This window comes from Chitinimonas sp. JJ19, assembly GCF_036961565.1.
In the GTDB taxonomy this organism is placed as follows: domain Bacteria; phylum Pseudomonadota; class Gammaproteobacteria; order Burkholderiales; family Chitinimonadaceae; genus Chitinimonas.
In genome coordinates this window covers 87,092-102,953 of sequence record NZ_JBAMDD010000007.1, presented here as the reverse complement: position 1 = coordinate 102,953, position 15,862 = coordinate 87,092, and the positions used below count along the sequence as shown (strand labels likewise).

General features: G+C 62.8%; 19 protein-coding genes. 13 read left to right on the top strand and 6 right to left on the bottom strand.

Annotated elements, in window-relative coordinates; all coding sequences use genetic code 11:
• Positions 1–87 precede the first annotated feature (87 nt).
• The 4 genes from V7714_RS10635 to V7714_RS10620 form a co-directional block, all read right to left on the bottom strand.
• Entirely contained in the window at positions 88–768 is a 681-nt protein-coding gene (locus tag V7714_RS10635; RefSeq protein WP_335709699.1) for a helix-turn-helix transcriptional regulator, read from the bottom strand.
• A gap of 185 nt (positions 769–953) precedes the next feature.
• Positions 954–1,322 (bottom strand): VOC family protein, encoded by a 369-nt coding sequence (locus V7714_RS10630; RefSeq protein WP_335709698.1) that lies wholly within the window; start codon positions 1,320–1,322, stop codon positions 954–956.
• 152 nt (positions 1,323–1,474) lie between these two features.
• Positions 1,475–2,611 carry a PilT/PilU family type 4a pilus ATPase gene (locus V7714_RS10625; protein WP_284197739.1) on the bottom strand — a complete coding sequence of 379 codons (1,137 nt, stop codon included), beginning with the start codon at positions 2,609–2,611 and terminating at the stop codon, positions 1,475–1,477.
• Between the two features lie 51 nt (positions 2,612–2,662).
• On the bottom strand, positions 2,663–3,703 hold the full coding sequence (locus V7714_RS10620) for a type IV pilus twitching motility protein PilT (protein WP_290330930.1): 1,041 nt from the start codon (positions 3,701–3,703) through the stop codon (positions 2,663–2,665).
• Positions 3,704–3,768: 65 nt separating this feature from the next.
• Here V7714_RS10620 and V7714_RS10615 point away from each other — a divergent pair, with 65 nt between their 5' ends.
• From V7714_RS10615 to V7714_RS10590, 6 genes are read left to right on the top strand one after another with little or no spacing between them, the layout of a single operon-like run.
• Complete coding sequence (locus V7714_RS10615; protein ID WP_335709697.1) at positions 3,769–4,479, top strand: YggS family pyridoxal phosphate-dependent enzyme; 711 nt, start codon at positions 3,769–3,771, stop codon at positions 4,477–4,479.
• A 1-nt stretch (position 4,480) separates the two neighbouring features.
• Positions 4,481–5,053, top strand: a complete 573-nt coding sequence (locus V7714_RS10610) for a hypothetical protein (protein ID WP_335709696.1) — start codon at positions 4,481–4,483, stop codon at positions 5,051–5,053.
• Positions 5,050–5,859 carry a pyrroline-5-carboxylate reductase gene (gene proC / locus V7714_RS10605; protein ID WP_335709695.1) on the top strand — a complete coding sequence of 270 codons (810 nt, stop codon included), beginning with the start codon at positions 5,050–5,052 and terminating at the stop codon, positions 5,857–5,859. Before V7714_RS10610 ends, proC begins: the two co-directional genes overlap by 4 nt.
• A complete protein-coding gene (locus tag V7714_RS10600) occupies positions 5,859–6,416 on the top strand; it encodes an AAA family ATPase (RefSeq protein WP_335709694.1) in 558 nt (185 codons plus the stop codon). The genes proC and V7714_RS10600 overlap by 1 nt, the downstream gene beginning before the upstream one ends.
• Before the next feature lie 3 nt (positions 6,417–6,419).
• Entirely contained in the window at positions 6,420–7,007 is a 588-nt protein-coding gene (locus V7714_RS10595) for a YggT family protein (protein ID WP_284197733.1), read from the top strand.
• Positions 7,004–7,285, top strand: coding sequence for a DUF167 domain-containing protein (locus V7714_RS10590; protein ID WP_335709693.1), 282 nt, complete (start codon positions 7,004–7,006; stop codon positions 7,283–7,285). The genes V7714_RS10595 and V7714_RS10590 overlap by 4 nt, the downstream gene beginning before the upstream one ends.
• Before the next feature lie 89 nt (positions 7,286–7,374).
• Here the strand turns inward: V7714_RS10590 and V7714_RS10585 are convergent, their stop codons facing one another.
• Complete coding sequence (locus V7714_RS10585; protein WP_335709692.1) at positions 7,375–9,189, bottom strand: energy transducer TonB; 1,815 nt, start codon at positions 9,187–9,189, stop codon at positions 7,375–7,377.
• Between the two features lie 223 nt (positions 9,190–9,412).
• Between V7714_RS10585 and V7714_RS10580 the strand changes: the two genes are divergently transcribed.
• From V7714_RS10580 to V7714_RS10550, 7 genes are all read left to right on the top strand, one after another.
• The gene (locus V7714_RS10580) at positions 9,413–10,480 is read left to right on the top strand and encodes an RNA methyltransferase (protein WP_335709691.1); all 1,068 of its coding nucleotides are present in this window, start codon (positions 9,413–9,415) and stop codon (positions 10,478–10,480) included.
• Entirely contained in the window at positions 10,477–10,959 is a 483-nt protein-coding gene (locus V7714_RS10575) for an RDD family protein (RefSeq protein WP_335709690.1), read from the top strand. The genes V7714_RS10580 and V7714_RS10575 overlap by 4 nt, the downstream gene beginning before the upstream one ends.
• A 128-nt stretch (positions 10,960–11,087) precedes the next feature.
• On the top strand, positions 11,088–11,735 hold the full coding sequence (locus V7714_RS10570; protein ID WP_335709689.1) for a thermostable hemolysin: 648 nt from the start codon (positions 11,088–11,090) through the stop codon (positions 11,733–11,735).
• Positions 11,720–13,147 (top strand): AMP-binding protein, encoded by a 1,428-nt coding sequence (locus V7714_RS10565; protein WP_335709688.1) that lies wholly within the window; start codon positions 11,720–11,722, stop codon positions 13,145–13,147. The genes V7714_RS10570 and V7714_RS10565 overlap by 16 nt, the downstream gene beginning before the upstream one ends.
• Positions 13,144–13,833: a TenA family transcriptional regulator gene (locus tag V7714_RS10560; protein WP_335709687.1), complete on the top strand. Its 690-nt coding sequence runs from the start codon at positions 13,144–13,146 to the stop codon at positions 13,831–13,833. Before V7714_RS10565 ends, V7714_RS10560 begins: the two co-directional genes overlap by 4 nt.
• Positions 13,830–14,612: an SDR family oxidoreductase gene (locus V7714_RS10555; protein ID WP_335709686.1), complete on the top strand. Its 783-nt coding sequence runs from the start codon at positions 13,830–13,832 to the stop codon at positions 14,610–14,612. Before V7714_RS10560 ends, V7714_RS10555 begins: the two co-directional genes overlap by 4 nt.
• Positions 14,609–15,217, top strand: a complete 609-nt coding sequence (locus V7714_RS10550) for a tetratricopeptide repeat protein (RefSeq protein ID WP_335709685.1) — start codon at positions 14,609–14,611, stop codon at positions 15,215–15,217. Before V7714_RS10555 ends, V7714_RS10550 begins: the two co-directional genes overlap by 4 nt.
• Before the next feature lie 108 nt (positions 15,218–15,325).
• Here V7714_RS10550 and V7714_RS10545 read toward each other — a convergent pair whose 3' ends face one another.
• The gene (locus V7714_RS10545) at positions 15,326–15,832 is read right to left on the bottom strand and encodes a GNAT family N-acetyltransferase (RefSeq protein ID WP_335709684.1); all 507 of its coding nucleotides are present in this window, start codon (positions 15,830–15,832) and stop codon (positions 15,326–15,328) included.
• Positions 15,833–15,862: the final 30 nt, after the last annotated feature.

Here is a 15,862-nt window from a genome sequence, read left to right as displayed (position 1 = left end):
GCGAGTCCGCCAGGCAGTGAACGGCACTTGGGACGGGTTTGCTGTGTTCGATTGCTTGCCGATCAAAGGCGGCAACGTGTCTGCGACTCAGTCCAGTGCATCGGCTGGTGCGCCAGCAGCCTTCATCCAGGCTCTGAGGCTACGCTCTGGGGTAGAGGCAAAGCGCTGTTCCAGTACCTTGAGCGAGAGGATGCGTTCCAGCCTGAAATGCCGATGATCCTGGCGTAGCTCGCACCAGGCGGCCAGGGTCCAGTGCTTGCCCCAGAAAAACAGGGCAAGGGGCAAGACCTTGCGGGATTCTATCGGGCCATCGGGTTTGCGATACTGCAGCTCGACTTCGAGCTGATGGTCGATGGCGTTGCGCAAGGGGCCAAATGCGGCATCGTGATTGTTGTAGCAGGGCGCATACATGGCTGCGGTCGGGCGGCGCAGGTCGCTGGGCAGAGCGCTGTTGATCTTGGCCAGTGCTGTCTGCGCGGCACGGGCCAGCTGTGGGTCGCTCCAGGCGCCGGCCATCTCGGCGCCCAGGCGCAGGGCGGTCAACTCCTCCCGGTCAAACATCAGCGGTGGCAGGTCGAGCTTGTGCCGCAGGGTGTATCCCACCCCGGCTTCGCCCTCTATGGGCACGCCGCTGAGCATCAGGTCGCGGATATCGCGGTAGACGGTACGCTCGGAGATTTCCAGTTGCTCGGCCAGCCAGCGTGCCGTGGTCAATCTGCGGCCACGGAGCAACTGCACGATCTGGAACAGGCGGTCGGCACGGCGCATGGTTTTCCTCCAGGGCGGCCTGGTTTCTGGATGGTTAGGGCGGTCTGACCAGGCGCTTTGTCTCGTATAGCGTAAGGCCTGGGTAGTGTCCATCCCTGCTGGTGGCGATAGCCGGCCGCTTTGAACAGGCTCTTAGGTTTGCTGCCTTGCCCCGGCAAGGCAGCAAACATGCCTTGAGTAGGCCCTTACTGCATGGGCATGTGCAGGCCTACCGTATTACCTTCGCTATCGCGGATGACGGCGATATGACCGATGTCCTCATGCAGGAAAGTCTTGGGCTTGAGTACTGCACCGCCTGCAGTCGGCACCCTGGCGAGCACGGCATCCAGCTCGCTGGTACCCAGATAGGCGATGGTGCCTTGGGCATTGGGCTGCAGATGGGCAGCTTTGACCAGGGCGCCGCCTACACCGGTTTCGCTGTGGGGGAAGACTGCCATCTCGATATCGTCGAAACAGGTATCCGGGGTGAAGGTCAGGCCCAGCACGCTCTGATAGAAGCCGATGGCGCGTTGGAGGTCGTTGGCGGGAATCTCGAACCAGTTCAGTGCATTCATGTTGGGTCTCCTCAGTTAGTACGGGCGGGTGCCCGATGGAGACCAGTGTGCAGGGGTGCTACTGACAGCGTGCTGTCAGTAGCCTGGCAGGGGCTGGAAACGGACAACGGCCGCACAGGGCGGCCGTTGTGGGTAAGACGCAGGCAGTAAGATCAAACGATGTCGAGGTGGTCCAGGCCCGCCAGTGCATCGCGGTTCTTGGATTCCTTGGACTGCAGCTTGATACGCAGGCGCAGGTCGTTGACCGAGTCGGCGTTGCGCAGGGCGTCTTCGTAGCTGATCTTGCCGTCCTCGTACAGGTCGAACAGGGCTTGGTCAAAGGTCTGCATGCCAAGCTCGCGGCTCTTGGCCATGATTTCCTTGATCTCGTGCACATCGCCCTTGAAGATCAGGTCGGAGATCAGCGGCGAATTGAGCATGACTTCGACCGCCGCTGCACGACCCTTGCCCACGCGCAGCGGTATCAGCCGTTGCGAGATAAAGGCCTTGAGGTTGAGGCTCAAGTCCATCAGCAACTGGGCGCGACGCTCTTCCGGGAAGAAGTTGATGATACGGTCCAGCGCCTGGTTGGCCGAGTTGGCGTGCAGGGTGGCCATGCACAGGTGACCGGTTTCGGCGAAGGCCACGGCATAGTCCATGGTTTCGCGGTCGCGGATTTCACCGATCAGGATGACATCGGGCGCCTGCCGCAGGGTGTTCTTCAGGGCGTTCTGCCAGTTGTCGGTATCGACGCCGATCTCGCGCTGGGTCACGATGCAGTTGCGGTGTTCGTGCACATATTCCACCGGGTCTTCGATGGTGATGATATGGCCGTAGCTGTTCTCGTTACGGAAGCCGATCATGGCGGCCAGCGAGGTGGACTTACCCGAACCGGTACCGCCCACAAAGATCACCAGGCCGCGCTTGGCCAGGGCGACGTCCTTGAGTACGGGCGGCAGGCCCAGTTCGTCGAACTTGGGAATCTCGGTGGTAATGGTCCGCAGTACCAGGCCGATGCGGCCCTGCTGCTGAAAGGCGTTGCAGCGGAAGCGGCCTATGCCGCCGGGGCTGATGGCAAAGTTACATTCCTTGGTGGCTTCGAACTCTTCGGCCTGCCTGTCGTTCATCACGGCGCGGCACAACTCCTTGGTGTGCTGGCTGGTGAGCGCCTGGCTGGAGACCGGCGTCAGCTTGCCGTCTATCTTCATTGCCGGCGGGAAATCGGCGGTGATAAACAAGTCCGATGCATTTTTCTGCCGCATCAATCGCAGCAGATCGTGCATGAACTTGGTGGCTTGTTCCTTTTCCATGTCTTGCTCCAGGGTGGCGGCTGGCAGCAAGGCCCCCGCCACTGACCTTGTTTATCTGAAATTGTCGGGGTTCATGGCTTTGCCACGTGCCTCGACATTGGTAATCAAATTGCGCCTTACCAATTCGGTCAGGCATTGATCCAGTGTCTGCATGCCGTGCTGCTGGCCGGTCTGGATGGTGGAGTACATCTGCGCGATCTTGTTCTCGCGTATCAGGTTACGGATGGCGGGTATGCCTATCATGATCTCGTGCGCAGCCACCCGGCCGTTGCCGTCCTTGGTCTTGAGCAGAGTCTGCGAAATCACCGCGCGCAAGGATTCGGACAGCATGGAACGGACCATTTCCTTTTCGGCCGCCGGGAATACGTCGACGATACGGTCGATGGTCTTGGCGGCGGAGGAGGTGTGCAGGGTGCCGAATACCAAGTGACCGGTCTCGGCGGCGGAGAGAGCCAGCCGTATGGTCTCGAGGTCACGCATTTCACCCACCAGGATGACGTCCGGGTCTTCCCGCAGCGCGGCGCGCAGTGAGTTGGCGAAACTCATGGTGTGCGGGCCAATTTCCCGCTGGTTGATCAGGCACTTCTTGGATTCATGCACGAATTCGATCGGGTCTTCCACGGTCAGGATATGACCGTACTCGTTTTCGTTGATGTAGTTGATCATGGCGGCCAGGGTGGTGGACTTACCCGAACCGGTCGGCCCGGTGACCAGCACGATGCCGCGAGGTGTTTCGGCGATTTCCTTGAATACCTTGGGGGCGTTCAGGTCTTCCAGCGACAGTACCTTGGACGGAATGGTACGGAACACGGCGCCGGCGCCGCGGTTCTGCACAAAGGCGTTGACACGGAAGCGGGCAAGGCCGGGAATCTCGAAGGAGAAGTCGCACTCCAGCGTTTCTTCGTAGGTCTTGCGTTGGCCGTCGTTCATGATGTCGTACACCATGTCATGGACGTCCTTGTGTTCCATGGGCGGCAGGTTGATGCGGCGCACATCGCCATGAACGCGTATACAAGGCGGCAGGCCTGCCGACAGGTGCAAGTCCGATGCCTTGTTCTTGACCGAGAAGGCCAGGAGTTCAGAGATTTCCATTTATAATTCCTCGTTCAAAGCCGCAAAGCGATTGGGTTTGCGACATTATTCCGAAAGCATTATGGATGGCTGACCTAGATAAATCCAGACAGGCCGTACTGGCGCGCATTGCTGTGGCCCTTTCTGCCGCCGGGCGGCAGCCCGATGATTGCCAGCTGCTGGCCGTCAGCAAGACCTTTCCGGCAGAGGCAGTGCGGCAATGCTATGCCACCGGCCAGCGTGCCTTTGGCGAGAACTATGTGCAGGAACTGCAGGAGAAGGTGGTCGCATTGGCCGACCTGGCTGACATCGAGTGGCATTTCATCGGCCCCCTGCAGAGCAATAAAAGCCGAACCGTGGCCGAACTGGCGCACTGGGTGCATGGCATAGACCGGCTCAAGATTGCCGAACGCCTGTCGGCCCAGCGACCGGCGCACCTGCCCTTGCTCAATGTCTGCGTGCAGGTGAATGTCTCTGGCGAGGCCAGTAAGTCGGGCTGTACTCCTGCCGAGGCAGTGGCCCTGGCGCAGGCGGTAGCGGGCCTGCCCGGGCTGCGCCTGCGTGGCCTGATGTGCCTGCCCGAACCGGGAGCCGTAGATCTGGCGGCACAGTTTGCATTATTGCGTAGCCTGTCTGACACATTGCGGAGCACTGGGCTGGTGCTGGATACCTTGTCCATGGGCATGTCTGCTGACCTGGAAACCGCCATTGCCCAGGGGTCCACCCTGGTCAGGGTCGGGACAGCCTTGTTTGGCGCCCGCCATACCGTGGCCGCACGGCCCCTTGTGAAGGAATAACGTGACTGCTACCACCACTCCCCAGGTCAGCTTGGCCGATCTCTCACGCTGGCTCAGGGTGGACGAGGGTGATGCCCGCGATCGCCTGGAGTTGGCGTCGGCCTGGCAACGTTTGCCTGAAGGCGCTACCGACAGAATGGTGGTCAAGCTCGGTGGCGGGCTGGCCGCGCTGATCATCGGCCTGTTGTTGGTGCAGGCTGCTTTGACGGGCTCTGCCATCGTGCTGGGCATCGCCTTGGTAGGCCTGGCGCTGGCGGGCTGGATGGCCTGGGTGTTGCGAGCCTTGTTCTGGCGTACGGTGGTGGAGGTGGATGCCGAGCGGGTGCTGCTGGCCTACCGTGGCTGGGGCACGCCCAGGCAGGTCAGCCTGCTGCTGGATCAGATCAGCGAGCTGCTCTACCGCATGGATGAAGGCCGCCTGGTTGCGTTGACCCTGGTGCACCAGGGCGGGCAACTGGCCGTGCCATTCAGTGGCCAGCGTGAGCTGGACCGGCTGTACTGTAATCTGCTCAAGCATCTGCTGCAGAAACGCCAGCCGGGTATCGGCTTTGGCATGGGGAGTGACAAGCAATGAAAATAGCCTTTATCGGCGGCGGCAATATGGCCACAGCCATGATAGGTGGCCTGGTGCAACAAGGGTTTTCTGCCCAGGCGGTCTATGTGGTGGAGCCTGCTGCGGACAAGCGGGCGCAGTTGCAAGCCGAGTTTGGCGTACAGACGGTCACGCTGGAGGATGCCCTGCCCGAGACCGATGTAGTGGTGCTGGCGGTGAAGCCGCAACAACTGGCCGAGGTGGCCCGTGCGCGGGCCACCGAGCTGGCTGGCCGGCTGGTGATCAGCATCGCCGCTGGTATACGCATGGCCGATCTGGATCGTTGGCTGGGTGGCGCGGCGCGGCTGGTGAGGGTGATGCCCAATACGCCTGCGCTGGTGCGCGCCGGTATCAGCGGTGCTTGGCTAGGGCCCAAGGCCAGCGAAGCCGACAGGGCGATGGCTGATCGCATTCTGCAGAGTACTGGCCAGGTGGTGTGGGTGGCAGAAGAAGGCCAGATCGATGCCGTCACGGCAATCTCCGGGTCCGGTCCGGCCTATGTGTTCTATTTCATGGAGTCGTTGACCCAGGCTGGTGAGCAACTGGGCCTAGATGCGACCACTGCCAGGCAACTGGCCTATGCGACATTTGATGGCGCCATCAAGCTGGCGCTGGGCAGCACGGATGATGCTGCTACCCTGCGTGCGAAGGTGACGTCCAAGGGCGGGACCACGGCCGCAGCGCTGAATCGCATGGCCGAGCTGGGCGTGCAGGCTGCCATACAGGCGGGGGCGGTGGCGGCCCAGGCCAGGGCGGTGGAACTGGCGGACGAGCTGGGCCAAGGCTGATGCGGCTGGTGTTCCTGTATGGGCCACCGGCATCGGGCAAGCTGACGGTGGCGACCGCGCTATGTCGCCTTACCGGCTACAAGCTGCTGCACAATCACTTGAGCGCTGATCTGGCGCGGGCGCTGTTCGAGTTCATGTCGCCCGCGTATCTGAACTACAACGGTCAGATACGGCTCGACGCCTTGCGTACGGCGGCTGCAGCAGGCATTGCCGGGGTGGTCATGACCTTTGTCTACGATCATGGCGCTGACGAGGATTTCATCGCGCGCCTGATCGCTCAGGTGGAGGATGGGGGTGGCAGGGTGGATCTGGTAAAACTGGATTGCCCCGATGCCGAGCTGCTGCAACGGGTGGCAGCACCGGAACGTAGCCGGTTCCATAAACTGACGTCGGCTGCCACGCTGGCGGAATGCCTGGCGCAGCGGCGCTGGCGTGAACCCTTGCCCCATAGGCACAGTCTGATGCTGGATACCCAGCAACTGAGTGTGGCTGAGAGTGCCTTGACCATTATTCACCAGCTTGGGCTGGTGCAAACAAGCAGCCAAGCTGCGGAATAGACCATGTTGAACGATGCATTGAGCTTCCTCATACGCAATATCGCCAGCTTTTTCATACTGAATCTGCTGCTGCGCTTCTACCTGCAGGTGGCACGGGCGCCGTTTGGTCATCCGCTGGCGCAGTTCACGGTCAAGCTGACCAATTTCATGGTACTGCCAGCGCGCAGGCTTTTGCCCAGCGTGGGTGGCTATGACACGGCCAGCATGCTGCTGGCCGGCGTCGGGGCCTTGTTGATGCACCTGCTGTTGCTGGCCCTGTCACCGTATCCGTTCAGCCTGTTCTCGCCTGCCGTGGGCTTGGGCTTGGTCATGCTGGCCATGCTGGAGCTGATAAGGTTGACCCTGTACCTGGTTTTCGGTGCGGTGCTGGTACAGGCCATCTTGAGCTGGGTCAGCCCGTACAACCCCCTGGCACCGGTACTGGAAGCGGTCACCCGGCCCCTGCTCAACCCCATACGACGGTTGATCCCCACGGTGGGTGGCATAGACCTGAGCCCGCTGGTACTGCTGCTCTTGCTGCAGATGATCTTTATCTTTGCCGTGACACCGGTAGAGCAACGGTTATGGCAGTTCATGCTGACCGGGCAATGAGCTGGTTGCGTCAGGACGGCGGCGACTGGGTGTTGTCGCTGTACCTGCAGCCCGGTGCCAGGAAGACCGAGGTGGCCGGGTTGCATGATGGTGCGCTCAAGCTACGGTTGAATGCACCCCCGGTGGAGGGCAAGGCCAACAAGGCACTGATCGCCTGGCTGGCCGATTGGTTTGATGTGCCCAAGCAGGGCGTGGTGCTGGAAAGCGGTGAGCTTTCACGCCACAAGCGCGTGCGGGTGGTTGGCAGTGTGGTAGATCCTGCAGGCCTGTTGCGCTAGTTCACGGCGCCTGCTGATGCAGGCCACGCGGACATTCGGCATCGAGTTGGTCCTGGTGCGGCCGGTTACTTCCCATCACCGACTACCGTTCAATTGAGCAAGCCTGCGGTGCCAGCGCCAAAATCCCAGTTTCGGCCTATTTCTATCCGGTCATAGCGCTCCTGCATGCCGGCAGGGAAGGGCGCGAATGGCAGGCTCATTTGCACGATGCGCCGGGCGGCCTCATCCAGCTTGGCGTCGCCGCTGCTGTGCCTGACCAGGATATCTGCCAGGCTACCGTCGCTGTTGACGATGATGGTGAGCTGCACGGGGCGGTAGAAACGGTCGGGCGACAGCCTGGGGGCATTGAGTGCGCCTATACGGTTCAGCTTGATATTCAGGCTCTCGGCGTAAAAGCGTAGTTCCGGCTCGGCCGCCGCTGCCGCTTGCGAGTAATTGGCGATGCGGCTACGCCCGGAGGACGGCGGTTTCTCGGCGCGCAGATTGCCCTGGCGGGCTTGCTGCAGGGCGCGTTCGGTCAGCGATAGGCCGACCGGCGGATCGATGGGCAGGGTAATGCCCAGGCCAGATGGGGTGCCGCTGCCATCGCCGCCTTGGTCGGCCTGCCGGCCAGTCCCGGTACCGGTGCCGGTGCCGGTGCCATTCCCTGTCGAGCTACGGCTGGCGGCGCTGGCCTGTCGGCGTGCCTGTTCGGCGGCGGCCTCGGCTTGACGCTGCGCCGCTGCCGCCTGAGCAGCCCTGGCGGCTTCTTCCTGCCTGCGCTGCGCTGCTGCCGCTTCTGCCCGGCGTTGCTCGGCGGCCGCCTGCTGTTCGGCCAGTCGCCGCTGCTGCTCTGCCCTGGCCAGGGCTTCGGCCTTCTGCCGCGCCAAGGCCTCGGCTTTCTGTTGTTCTGCTGCTGCTTGCAGTGCCTGCCTGGCCTGTTCGGCTCTGGCGGCCTCTTCTGCCTGCTTGCGGGCGAGCTGCTCCGCGGCGAGCCGGGCCTGTGCCTGGCGGGCCAGCTCTTCTGCGCGCAGCTTCTCGGTCACCGCCTGTTGTGCCTGTCTGGCCTGCTCGGCCGCCTCTGCCTGCTGCTGTGCGGCAGCTTCGGCCTGCTGCCTGGCTTGGGCATCGGCCTTTTGTCGCTCGGCAGCCTGCTGTTCGGCAATTTTGCGTGCTTGCTCGGCCTTGGCCTGTTCTGCCGCACGCGTTGCGGCGACCTCGGCGGCCAGGCGGATCTGCTCGGCTTGCTTGGCGGCCTCTGCGGCCGCGTTCTCCGCTGCCTGTCGTGCGATTTCGGCCTGTGCCAGAGCCGCCGCGTCGGGGCTGGCCGTGGGGGCTGGCTCGGGGGGCGTTTCGGTCACCGGCGTGTTGTTCATCAGCTCCGGCGCACCCAGTTCAGGTTGTGGCGCAGCAGGCGTCAGTTCATCTTCCGGCACCATGATGGTGGATTTGCCTGGGGCGGCCTCGGCCAAGGTATCGGGCACGGCCTCCGGTGTCTCGGCTCCGGCAGCGGTGCGCCAGCTGCCCTGGTCTGCTGTCATCACGGGTTTGCGCACCCGGTTGCTGCCGGCCTTGCGCTCTACCGTGGCGTCAGATGGGGCTTGGTCGGGCCGCGTGGCTTCATCGGGTGCGCGCAGTACGGTGATGCTGAAACCAGCGGCTGCGTTCAGCGCGTCGGGTGTCTCTGTCGCCATACCGGTGTTGGCCATGGGCGTCGGCGGCAGCGGAAGGGGCTGGGGTTCTGGTGCAACGACAGGGTCATCGAGCGTGATGCTCAGTGGCGCCAGCGGGAGCGGCCCTGGCTGGCTGGTCTCGCCTGGCAGGCCAAAGCGCAGCGCCAGTATCAGGCAGTGCACCAGCACGCTCGCCAGCACGGCCCAATCTATCGGTTCTACGAATTTGCGGCGGTGAGGGGTGTCTGCCATGGGTGATTTCTGGAAAGGCGATAGCAGGCCGGCGGCAACCATGGTGACTCAGCTGCAGATCCTAGGCTCAACCTCAACTATGCGATGCCACGGCGCTGCCGTCCATCGCTGTGGTGATACTGTCGCCTTCGCGCCGCTGCAGGCTGGGTGCGGGGCGGCACAGCCTTGCCGCATGGCGGCCGGTTCAGCCAAGGTGTACGGCCGGTGGTAGGATGCGCACCCCATGCGTATTCAAGACTTTCACCAATCGCTTGCCGATCTTGGCGCCAAGCCCTGCCATATAGGCCGGATCAGCCGCGCCTGGCTGGCCGGCAAACCCCTGGATACCGGTACCAAGTACCGCAAGACCGAAGATTACCTGCCACTGGCGGTACGCGAAGGCTTGCCGGCGCTGGCTGAGCAGATAGCTGGACTGGTCAGCCTGACCTCGGAACACCCGGCGGCCGATGGCTCGGCGCGCTTGCTGGTGGCCCTGGCCGATGGCCAGATGGTGGAAAGCGTGCTGCTGCCCCGCGATGGCCTGTGCGTTTCAACCCAGGTCGGCTGTGCTGTTGGCTGCGTGTTCTGCATGACCGGAAAGAGCGGCTTGCTGCGCCAGGTCGGCAGTGCAGAGATCGTGGCCCAGGTGGCGCTGGCGCGCCGCTACCGGCCGGTCAAGAAGGTGGTGTTCATGGGCATGGGCGAGCCCGCCCATAATCTCGACAATGTGCTCGAGGCCATAGAGCTGCTGGGGCTGGAGGGCAATATCGGCCACAAGAACCTGGTGTTCTCCACCGTGGGCGATATGCGGGTGTTCGAGCGGCTGCCGCAGCAGCGGGTCAAGCCCGCGCTGGCACTATCTCTGCATACCAGCCGGGCTGACCTGCGCCAGCAGTTGCTGCCCCGCGCACCCCGGATAGACCCGGAGGAACTGATGGAGTTGGGCGAGGCTTATGCGCGCCGTGTGGGCTACCCCATCCAGTACCAATGGACGCTGCTGAAAGGCGTTAACGACAGCCAGGAAGAAATGGATGCCATCTTGCGCCTGTTCAAGGGCAAGTTCGCCGTGCTTAACCTGATCCCCTACAACAGCCTGGAGGGCGATGCCTTCCAGCGGCCTGACGCTGCCCATATACAGTACATGACCCGCTATCTGCATGACCGTGGTGTGCTGACCAAGGTACGTAATTCGGCGGGTCAGGATATCGACGGTGGTTGTGGCCAGTTGCGCGCCCGTGCAACACAGCTGGTGGACACCAGCCGCTTGCGGCGTGCTGTCGGCCGCGCACCCGCCAACAAGGTAGAAACATGAGCAATCCCTATCAGCCATCCAGTGTGATTCCCGAGCCAGTTGAAACAGGGCTGGAGTACGTGGGCTTTGGTGCCCGCGTGCTGGCCTCGATAATTGATACCCTGCTGACCATGTGCGTCACCGTGCCCATCATGCTGCTGTATATGGGCGATGCCTATTGGGATGACCAGCGTTATATCAATGGCAGCGTGGGCTTTCTGGTCGAGTGGCTGCTGCCCGCTGCGGCGGTGATCGCCTTCTGGCTGGCCCGGCAGGCCACGCCGGGCAAGATGGCGATAGGCGCCAAGGTGGTGGATGCCACCACTGGTTTGCCGCTGAAGCCTGGCCAGGCCATCCTGCGCTACCTGGGCTATTTTGTTTCCACCATACCCTTGTTCCTGGGGCTGCTCTGGGTGGCGTTCGATGCCCGCAAGCAAGGCTGGCATGACAAGATTGCCAACACGGTGGTGGTACGCGGCAAGTGGCCGGGGAAGCCTTAGAGCCTGTTCAAAGTCTTTTCGCCTCGGCGTTCCGGGCAGAACCGCTACGCTAGGTTTTGTTGGCGGCGCTTAAGTTAGCGTTAAGTTTTACCCGGCAGCATATCACTCATCCTAACGGAGAGAGTGTGATGCAGCCCTTGAAGAAACTTGCCTACTCCAGCCAGAGAGCGCTTACCTGCGGTCTTGAGACGGCTGATACAGAAGACATCCTGCCCTTTGTCTATGCCCGTTTCCGCGCGGTGCACGATGCGCGGGTCATACGACTGCTGCCCAATCAATTCACCTTGCGCGATGCCGAGGGCCTGCTGCTGGCAGTGGCCGGCTTTCAAACCGCCCATGGCCATGCCCTGTTTCTCGAGCATTACCTGGATGAGCCGGTACACAAGGCCGTGGCCAGGCAGTTGCAACGGCCTGTATCGCGTGCCGACATTGTCGAGCTCGGTAATCTTGCAGCAGTCGGTGGCCATACCCCTACCTTGATATTGGCGATGATGCGCTACCTGGCGGCCAGCTCCTGCCGCTATGTGGTGTTTACGCTCACGGCCCAGGTGCGCGCCACCTTCCGCCGCATGGGCCTGCCCTTGATTGCGCTGACTGAGGCCAGCCCAGACCGGGTGCCCCAGCCCGAGACCTGGGGCGCGTATTACGACAAGCAGCCCTTGGTGATGGTGGGTGATATTGCTGCTGGATTGGCAGCGCTGGATGCCAACCCGGCATTGGCTCAGGCATTGGCGGCCCAACCGACGCTGGAGGGCATGCCATGCAGCTTGTCCTGAATGCCCTGGCTCAGCATGCCCGCTTGCAGCCGGACGCCACGGCGCTGCTGACCCCGGCCGCGCGCATCAGCTATGCGGAGCTTGAACACAGAGTGAGCAGCTTGGCTACCCATCTGCAAGCGGAGGGCATACCGGGGCCTGTGGCGTGGTTGGCTGATAACGATGCGGACTGGGTGGTGCTGGACCTCGCCTTGGCTAGCGCCGGTGTGGCCGGCGTGCCCTTGCCCCCTTTCTTTAGCGAAGCCCAGCGCCAGCATGTGCTGGCCGATAGTGGTGCTGCCTGTCTTGTCACTCCGGCTGCAGGCGGCATGCTGCTGCCGGGCACTGGGCTGAGCCTGCAACACCTGCCTGCCAACAGCAGGGCAGCAGCCTTGCCCAGCGGTACGGTCAAGCTCACTTACACCTCGGGCACAACGGGGGCGCCCAAGGGCGTCTGCCTGTCTGGTGCGCAGCTGGACGCGACGGTAGGCGCCCTGCATGAGGCCATCGGGCCGTTGGCCGTGACCCAGCATCTGTGCCTGATGCCCTTGGCGGTACTCCTGGAGAACCTGGCCGGACTGTACCTGCCCTTGTTGCGGGGTGTGCCTGTGGAGCTGGTGCCGCTGGCCGATCTCGGCATGGCGGTGTTTCCGCCCGATGTGCCACGCTTTATCGCCGCCCTGCAGGCTTCACTGGCCGATAGCGCCATCCTCTTGCCCAGTACGCTGCAATGGCTGGTGGCAGCGACGCAGGCCGGGCAGTTGAGCAAACCCTGGCGATTCCTGGCGGTGGGCGGCGGCCGTAGCGGTAGTCGCACCTTGGCACAGGCAGCAGCACTGTCTTTACCGGTGTTCGAGGGGTATGGGCTGTCCGAGGCTGGGTCGGTGGTGGCGCTCAACCGGACAGGCGCCCATCGGCCTGGGACGGTAGGCCGGCCATTGCCCCATGTAGTGGTGCAGCTCGCTGCGGATGGCGAAGTGCTGGTGGGCGGTAACACCATGCTGGGCTACCTGGGCCAGGGCCCCGCACCGACATTGATTGCCACGGGCGACCTGGGTGAGTTCGATGCCGATGGCTTTTTGACCCTGCTGGGCCGCAAGAAAAACACCATCGTGACGGGCATGGGCCGCAATGTCTCACCGGAGTGGCTGGAGGCCGAGTTCGGCGCCGTCCCTGGCATACGACAGGCCTTGGTTTATGGCGATGAGGCACAGGGGCTACATGGATTGTTTTACAGCGCCGAGCCCATGGCTGCCAACCAGGCGCTGGCGCAATGCAATGCGCAATTGCCCAGCTATGCCCGGCTGGAGGGCTGGACATTGCTGGCTACCCCCCTAAGCCCCGCGCAGGGCGAGATCACCCCCAATGGACGGCTTTGCCGTGAACGCATTCTGGCCAATCGGCTGCCTGCTTTGTATGGAGATGCACCATGACATTCTTTCAACGACTGCAAACTGAAACGACGGCTGAGCGCAGCTATCTGCTGGCTGCGCCGGCCATACTGGACTGCCAGCGGGCGGTAGTCCCGCGCCAGCGCTATATTGCCTTCCTGACCGAGGCCTATCACCACGTCAAGCATACCGTGCCCTTGCTGATGGCCGTGGGCAGCCGCTTGCGTGCCGATCAGCGCTGGCTGTTCGATGCTGTGGTGGAATACATCGATGAGGAGAAGGGCCACGATGAGTGGATATTGAGCGATATCGCCGCCTGCGGCGCCGACGCCGAGGCGGTCAGGCATGGATTGCCGCACCGGAGTACCGAGCTGATGGTGAGCTATGCTTGGGATAGCGTATGCCGGCTCAATCCGGTCAGCTTCTTCGGCATGGTCTATGTGCTGGAGGGCACCAGCGTGAACCTGGCCACGCCCATGGCGGGCATCATCCAGCAGACCCTGGGATTACCACCCCAGGCCATGACCTACCTGACCTCGCATGGTGCGCTGGATCAATCGCATATCGGTTTCTTCGAGAAGCTCATGCTCCAGCTGGAAGCGCCGGAAGATCAGGCCGCCGTGCTGCATATGGCGCGGCGCATGTTTGTGCTGTATGGCGATGTGTTCCGTTCGCTGACCGAACAGCAGACCGCACAGGTGCAGCCATCAGCCGGGGTACTGGCATGAAGATCGCCGTGGTGACTGGCGCCAGCGGTGGTATCGGCGCCGCGATTGCCACCGCGCTGGTTGAGGCGGGCTGGGTGGTGTGGCTGGTGGCCAGGGATGCCGCCCGGCTGGAAGCGCTGGCACGCAAGCTGGGACCCCAGGCCCGCAGCTTGCCGCTGGACCTGACCGATGCAGACAGCCCCGCCTTGCTGGCCGATGCCCTGCGCGCCCAGCCCTTGCCCTTGGGGTTGCTGGTGAATGCGGCGGGTGCACAGCACTTCGGCTTGTTCGCAGACCAACCGTCGGCGCAGCTGGACGCCATGCTGGCGCTCAATCTGGCTGCGCCCATCAAGCTGATCCGAGCCTTGTGGGCCAGTTTTTGCCCCGACGCCATGGTGGTCAATGTCGGCTCGGTATTCGGCAGCATCGGGTTTCCTGGCTATGCCGGCTACTGCGCCAGCAAGGGCGGCCTGCGGGTGTTTACCGAAGCGCTGGCGCGCGAAAGCGGTGGCACTGGCCCCCGGCTTGTGCACCTGGCGCCGCGGGCGGTGAATACGCCCCTCAATAGTCCCAGGGTACAGGCACTCAATGCCGCCCTGCATACCCAGGTGGATGAGCCCGAGGTCGTCGCGGCTGCGCTGATGGCGTTATTGCGGCGCAAGCGTGTGCGCGAGGCTGTCATCGGCTGGCCAGAGAAGCTGTTCTTCCGCCTCAATCAGTTGCTGCCCGGCGCGGTCGACAGCGCCATTGCCAAGCAACTACCGCTAATTCGCAAGTTTGCCCAAGGAGATTATTCATGAAGACGCTGTTTGTCGTGTTTGCCAGCATGCTGCTGTCTGCCAACACCTATGCTATCGATCTCGCCACCCTGCAGACCCGCTGGGCGGAAGCGCAGTACAGCCTGAGCGGCGATGCGCAGGAGCAGGCTTTTGCCAAGCTGGTGCAGGAGACCGAGAACATAAGCGTTCAGGACCTCCCCATGCTGACCTGGAAAGGCATCATCAACTCCAGCTATGCCGGTGCCAAGGGGGGGCTGGGTGCATTGAAGTACGCCAAGGAAGCCAAGGCGGCTTTTGAAGCCGTGATTGCCCGTGATCCTGCCACGCTCAATGGCTCGGCACTGACCTCGTTGGGCGTGCTGTACTACAAGGTGCCCGGCTGGCCCATAGGCTTCGGCGATGACAATAAAGCGTTAGCGCTGCTGAAGCGGGGTCTGGCTGCCAACCCCGACGGGATAGACAGCAACTACTTCTATGCCGAGTACCTGCTGGAGCAGGGAGACAAAGCGGGTGCCAAGCAGTATCTGGCCAAGGCGCGCCAGGCGGCCCCCCGGCCTGGACGCGAAAGCGCCGATCGAGGCCGGCAGGGCGAAATCGCCAGTTTGCTGAGCAAGCTGGGCAGCTAGCAAGACCCGGTGCTTGCCCTTGCTGGCGCATTGCGTGTCGGCTTGGGCAACCAGGCGCTTGCGGTATTGTGCAGGTAGGGGCCCAGGCGCCGAGACACTGGCTTATAGTCAGTTGCCTTGGGCGCCCGTGGCGGACAACTGCAGCGCCATGATGTACTCCTCGCCATCTTTCTCGCCGGTATCGCAAAAGCCGGCCTTGGCATAGAAGGGCTGCGGGCTGCCTAGGCCGGCGGCGTAATAGAGCGTGACCCGGATGTCGCCGTGGGTGGCGCTCAGCTCATCCAGCCAGATTGAGACGGCGCGCTGGCCGTAGCCCTGGCCCTGATGCTGGCTGCCCAGCATAAAGCGCAGCAGGTGAAACGCCGCTGCTGCCGGGTCGCACCAGTAGGCCATAAAGCCTACAGGGCTCTCGCCGGCATAGATCACCCTGAGTTGTACCTTGTCCGGCTCCAGGTAGGCCTTGGCGAGGGTGTTTTCGTTGCTGGCAACGAAGGCGGTTTGCTCGGGCTTGACCTTGAGTGCCAGCACGGCATCAAAGTTGGCATACGTCAGTGGGCCTAGCGTTACGGTGTGCACTGCTGTCATCGGCTGGGTAGGCAAGGTACGTTGATTCAATTCAGTTGGCGGGGCAGGCCACGATGGACA

Coding starts and splice junctions, on each gene's coding strand:
- V7714_RS10625 (WP_284197739.1), bottom strand. CDS start 2,611: ATGGAAAAGGAACAAGCCACCAAGTTCATGCACGATCTGCTGCGATTG.
- proC (WP_335709695.1), top strand. CDS start 5,050: ATGAAAATAGCCTTTATCGGCGGCGGCAATATGGCCACAGCCATGATA.
- V7714_RS10560 (WP_335709687.1), top strand. CDS start 13,144: ATGACATTCTTTCAACGACTGCAAACTGAAACGACGGCTGAGCGCAGC.
- V7714_RS10585 (WP_335709692.1), bottom strand. CDS start 9,189: ATGGCAGACACCCCTCACCGCCGCAAATTCGTAGAACCGATAGATTGG.
- V7714_RS10550 (WP_335709685.1), top strand. CDS start 14,609: ATGAAGACGCTGTTTGTCGTGTTTGCCAGCATGCTGCTGTCTGCCAAC.
- V7714_RS10620 (WP_290330930.1), bottom strand. CDS start 3,703: ATGGAAATCTCTGAACTCCTGGCCTTCTCGGTCAAGAACAAGGCATCG.
- V7714_RS10555 (WP_335709686.1), top strand. CDS start 13,830: ATGAAGATCGCCGTGGTGACTGGCGCCAGCGGTGGTATCGGCGCCGCG.
- V7714_RS10595 (WP_284197733.1), top strand. CDS start 6,420: ATGTTGAACGATGCATTGAGCTTCCTCATACGCAATATCGCCAGCTTT.
- V7714_RS10635 (WP_335709699.1), bottom strand. CDS start 768: ATGCGCCGTGCCGACCGCCTGTTCCAGATCGTGCAGTTGCTCCGTGGC.
- V7714_RS10580 (WP_335709691.1), top strand. CDS start 9,413: ATGCGTATTCAAGACTTTCACCAATCGCTTGCCGATCTTGGCGCCAAG.
- V7714_RS10570 (WP_335709689.1), top strand. CDS start 11,088: ATGCAGCCCTTGAAGAAACTTGCCTACTCCAGCCAGAGAGCGCTTACC.
- V7714_RS10630 (WP_335709698.1), bottom strand. CDS start 1,322: ATGAATGCACTGAACTGGTTCGAGATTCCCGCCAACGACCTCCAACGC.
- V7714_RS10565 (WP_335709688.1), top strand. CDS start 11,720: ATGCAGCTTGTCCTGAATGCCCTGGCTCAGCATGCCCGCTTGCAGCCG.
- V7714_RS10615 (WP_335709697.1), top strand. CDS start 3,769: ATGGCTGACCTAGATAAATCCAGACAGGCCGTACTGGCGCGCATTGCT.
- V7714_RS10575 (WP_335709690.1), top strand. CDS start 10,477: ATGAGCAATCCCTATCAGCCATCCAGTGTGATTCCCGAGCCAGTTGAA.
- V7714_RS10590 (WP_335709693.1), top strand. CDS start 7,004: ATGAGCTGGTTGCGTCAGGACGGCGGCGACTGGGTGTTGTCGCTGTAC.
- V7714_RS10600 (WP_335709694.1), top strand. CDS start 5,859: ATGCGGCTGGTGTTCCTGTATGGGCCACCGGCATCGGGCAAGCTGACG.